The following is a 4,955-nucleotide window of genomic DNA, read 5'->3' on the forward strand; positions in this document are numbered from 1 at the left end:
CATTGTAATTAGTTTTGTTGAACATTCCTTTATTAGAAAATTTTGTTATCTTAGATGAATGGAATCGTTTGTTTTTTATGGATTACCTTTAATTCACGATTTTTTATTTTAGTTTTTAATTGAAAATTTATTTCCAGAGAAAAGCAAATTTCATTTTTTCATGCTATTCTGGTTCAATACTAATCCTGTTTTTTCATGAATCTGGAGTCTAAAAGCAAAGGTGAACTCATACTTGAATTAAAAAAGCTTCAGGATAAATTCACGGCTTCTGAGAATAAGTTTAATAGCCTATTTAACTCATCTTCTACTGGCATTCTGCTATTAAAGAATGGGGAAATTATTGATTGTAATCAAAAGGCGGAGGAGCTTTTTTGTGGTGCCAGAAAGCAGCTTTTAGGAAGAAAGTTGGATGAATTTCAAGCTGATATTCCTTCCAAGGATCAAAAGTTGGGTGTTAAATTAAATGAGGGGCTTAATATTGTAAGAGACGGAGAGCAAGTTACTCTCAAAACCAGGCTTAAAACTTTTAAGGGTAGTCGATTTTTTGAGGCGGAGTTAACTTTTGAAAAGGTCAACTGGGAAGGGAATGAATGCATTCAAATTTTTCTAAGAAATATTCCCAAGGATAAAAAGGGACAAATACTGACCCCTTCAATTGAGAACTCTGAAAACAAAAAGAATAATAAGAAAAGGGGTGATTTTCATAAAATGCTAGATCCTCATGTGCAGCAAATGCTAGACAATACTTCCTTTTATGTGATGTCCTTATCAGTAAGTGGGGAGATTTGTTTTTGCAATAAGTCGGGCTTAAATGCCCTTGGTTATAGTAAATCGGAACTTATGAATCAAAACTTTCATGAGTTATTGGTTGACCAGGTTAATTGGATAGACTCAAAAAATAATTTGAAACAAATCCTACAGGGAAAAAGGTCTTCTGATGTAGCCGAGGCATCTTTAAGGACCAAGAAAGGGAATTTTATTCTTGCCAGATATAGTGTTCTGGAAATTCACAAGAATGAAGGGGAGATTGTAGGGGTTACGTTAGCAGCCGAAAATATTTCGCAAGAAGGGGAAATTAGAAAGACTTTAAAAAAGAGAAATGCCCAACTAAGGGAGATTTTTGATACATCCAATGAGTTGATACAGTTTTTCTCAGCTGACTATCAATTGAGTTTTGCGAATAAGGCCTGGAAACAAAAGATGGGCTATAAAGGAGATGAAGTCAGTAAATTAAACCTAAAGGATATTATACATCCGGATTTCCTTGATTTTACAAAGATCCAATTGGAAAAGATAGGTAACGGCCAAGAAATTGGAAGGTTTAAAACCTGCTTTATCAATAAGTATGGTCGCAGTATCGACCTCAGTGGGAAAGTTAATTGCTCTAAGGCAGATGGTAAAGTAGTTGAATTTCGGGGAGTATTAAATGATATCACAGAACAGACAAAAGTTCGTAGAGCCTTAAAAGCTTCCTACAACATTGCCGATTTGGTCTTAAATACAAAAGGACTGGAAAATTTTTATGCTTCTATTCACAGGGAGCTTAAAAATGTAATACCTATAGAGAATTATTACATTGCTTTAGTAGACGAGGCTAAAACCAAACTTAATTTTCCATACTATATCGATGAGAACTATCCGGAGGTTCTTATTGATAATGAAAGAGTTTATGGTAAGGGGTTAACTGAGTTTGCCATGAGAACTCAAAGGCCATTGTTATTGTATGAGGAGGATATTGTTAGGCTCCAGGAACAAAAAGAAGTAATTCAATATGGCCCTTTACCTCGCATGTGGATGGGTGTTCCCTTGCGATTGGGAACGCGAACTATTGGAGTCATTGCTGTACAGTCATATCATGAGATCCCTGGTTTTGACTACAAAGATCTTGAGTTGTTAGATTTTATTTCCAGTCAGGTGGCTATGGCCATTGAGAAAAAACAAAAGGAAAATAAAATCAATAAGCAAACTGCTCGCTTAAAGGCTATTTTTGAGAGTGAAAGTCATTATATCTGGTCGGTAGATCGATCCTTTAAATTGACCTCTTTAAACGAAAACTTTAAACGTATTTTTCAAAGGATTTATGGTTTAGACCCTTTGGAAATTCATGATTCAAGTCGAAAAATCACCAAATTGTTTGGGAAATGGAGAAGGTATTTTCTAAAGGCTTTTGAAGGAAATGCCCAGCATTTTGAGGCACAGATGAAAGACAAGGAAAATAGAGATGTTTGGTTGGATATTTTCTTAAATCCCGTTTTTGGGCAGACCAAAGGTTCTAAATCTACTGTTCAGGAGGTTTCCGGTATTGCTTTGGAAGTTACAGAAAAGAAAAAAGCAGCCTTAGCAGTTCGAGAAAGTGAAGAAAAATATCGAAATATCTTTGAGTCATTTCAAGACCTTTACTTTACCTGTTGCCCAATGGGGGCCATCACTACTGTGAGTCCATCAATTCTTGAACTCATGGGGTACAGAGCTGAAGAGGTAATGAATAAAAATATTACTGATTACTACCTATACAATAAAAAAACTAAAAATTTAATTCGAAAACTATTAAAAAAGAAAAGTGTACGAAATTTTGAGGCTTCCTTGATAAGAAAGGATGGACAGATTATTCAATGTATTTGCAACATTCGTTTAATTTATGATAAAGAAAATCATCCTATTGCCATTGAGGGAGTAGCTAGGGAAATCACCACTTTAAAGCAAATCAATGAAGAATTGATGAAGGCTAAGGAAGTGGCCGAAAACTCCCTCAAAGTTAAGGAGCAGTTTTTGGCCAATATGAGCCATGAGATTCGAACACCGATGAATGGCATTATTGGGATGATAGATCTGATCAATAGTACATTCTTGAATGAGGATCAAAAAAGGTATGTACAAACAATAAAGAAATCTTCGGAAACTCTACTTCATATTTTGAACGATATTCTGGACCTGTCTAAAATAGAGGCTGGAAAGATGACGCTGAAAAAATCTCCTGTACCCTTGCGGTCAGTTATAGAAAAAATTGAAGCTTTGTTTTCCCAGCAAGCGGTGGTAAAGAATATTACAATTAAGACCAATGTGAATAAAGATGTTCCAGAATTTATAATGGTTGATGAAACTCGCCTTTTACAGGTCTTTTCCAATTTAACTTCCAATGCCATTAAGTTTACAGAAGGGGGAGGTAGGGTTTCCATTTCTCTAAAAGTTAACAAAAAGAAGGGAAATCTATATCTATTAAAGGGAGAGGTGAAGGATTCAGGGATTGGAATATCAGAGACCGATGTCAGTAAATTATTTAGTTCCTTCACCCAATTAGATACATCTTCTTCCAAATCTTATGTAGGAACCGGGTTAGGATTGGCAATTACTAAGGAGCTATGCCATTTGATGAATGGGAATATTGGGGTATCTTCTACTCTGGGAGTGGGTAGCACTTTTTGGTTTACTTTTGAAGCAGAGAAAACGGATAAAATTCCACTAATAAAAGAGCTGTCCCTTAAGGAAGGAATGGCTAATAAGGATTTTTTTGGGGATTACAGTCCTAAAATTCTTTTGGTTGATGATAACCAAATTAATCGACAGGTTGCAGGTGAGATTTTAAAATCCGCAGGTTGTCAGGTGGATCTGGCGGTAGGTGGATGGGAAGCTATAGACCGGCTCACAAAAGCATCTTATGATGTTATTTTTATGGATATTCAGATGCCTGTCATGGATGGTGTCGAAACGGTTAAAAGAATTCGTCAATTGAATATTCCCAACCTTGCACCCATCATTGCCATGACAGCTTATGCTATGCAGGAAGATAGGAATCGTTTTCTACAGGAAGGAATGGATGATTATCTGGCCAAGCCTATTAAGGCTATGCATTTAATAAACAAGGTTAGAACCTGGTTAGTAAAAGGTAAAAAGGATAAGAGCAGGGTGGAGAGGAATCCAAATGAAGAAGGTGAAAAAATAAACCTCGGAAATAGGAAGACAATAAAGGCAGGCAATTCTTCTGATTCTTTTCAAAAGGAAGCCTTTAAGGAGGAAATAAAAGTTAAGAGGAAAGAGAAAGAAGAAAAGGTAATAGGAATTGTTCCTGCCCATAAAAATGATGAATTTCCGGAAGAAACTGAACAGGTTATAAATCAGGAAATTATTCAACAATTGGAGAAATTTGTTGGTAAAGAACAGGCAATTTCTACCATGGAAGATTTTGCAAAAGAGGCCGAGGAGTTAATTAGAAGTTCTTTTTCGGCTTTTAAAAATGAAAACTATAAAGAAATTTTAAATATATTGCATACCCTTAAAGGAAATGCAGGTACATTGGGGGTAGACCAGCTTGCCGCTTATGCCCGGCGAATTGAAGCTGATGTGAAAGAGGGTAGATTAAAGCATTTGGAAAAAAACCTGCTCACTTTAAGTAAAGCTTTTGAAACTTTCAAAAACTATTTTTTTACGCCCATAAACCATTAATCAATGGCAACTACAAAAAAAGTATTAGTAGCTGAGGATAGCTCAGTGATTCAAAATTTGACAAAAAGAATTTTACAAGCTCAGAGTTATCATATCTTTGCCGCTAGAAATGGACGTCAGGTCTTGGATAAACTGCAACAAGAATCCTTTGACATTATTTTATTGGATATCAACATGCCTGTAATGGATGGTATGGAATGTGCTAGACAAATTAGAGCATTAGGAGATAGTGAGAAATCGGCTACACCCATAATTGCGATTACAGGTAATGCACCCAATTATTCAATGGAGGATTTCAAGTTGGCAGGAATAAATGAGTTTCTTCCAAAACCTCTTGATTTTGATCGCTTGGTGGAATTGGTAAAGGAATATACCAGTTAATGTATGATTATAAACTTTACTAAGAATTTTTTAAGTAAGCTGGAGGATATTTTTGCGGAGACTAATTATATGCTTCGCTATGAAAAAGGAAATTTTAAATCTGGTTACTGTATTTTGAAATCTCAACAGGTGAT

General features: G+C 35.6%; 2 protein-coding genes. Both read left to right on the top strand.

The window, feature by feature from the left end; genetic code table 11:
* The first annotated feature begins 195 nt into the window (after window positions 1-195).
* Window positions 196-4,440 carry a PAS domain S-box protein gene (locus E1171_RS07140; RefSeq protein WP_155205324.1) on the top strand — a complete coding sequence of 1,415 codons (4,245 nt, stop codon included), beginning with the start codon at window positions 196-198 and terminating at the stop codon, window positions 4,438-4,440.
* Between the two features lie 3 nt (window positions 4,441-4,443).
* Window positions 4,444-4,821, top strand: a complete 378-nt coding sequence (locus tag E1171_RS07145; protein ID WP_155205325.1) for a response regulator — start codon at window positions 4,444-4,446, stop codon at window positions 4,819-4,821.
* The last annotated feature ends 134 nt before the right edge of the window (window positions 4,822-4,955 follow it).

It is taken from the genome of Xanthovirga aplysinae, assembly GCF_009711365.1.
In the GTDB taxonomy this organism is placed as follows: Bacteria; Bacteroidota; Bacteroidia; order Cytophagales; family Cyclobacteriaceae; genus Xanthovirga; species Xanthovirga aplysinae.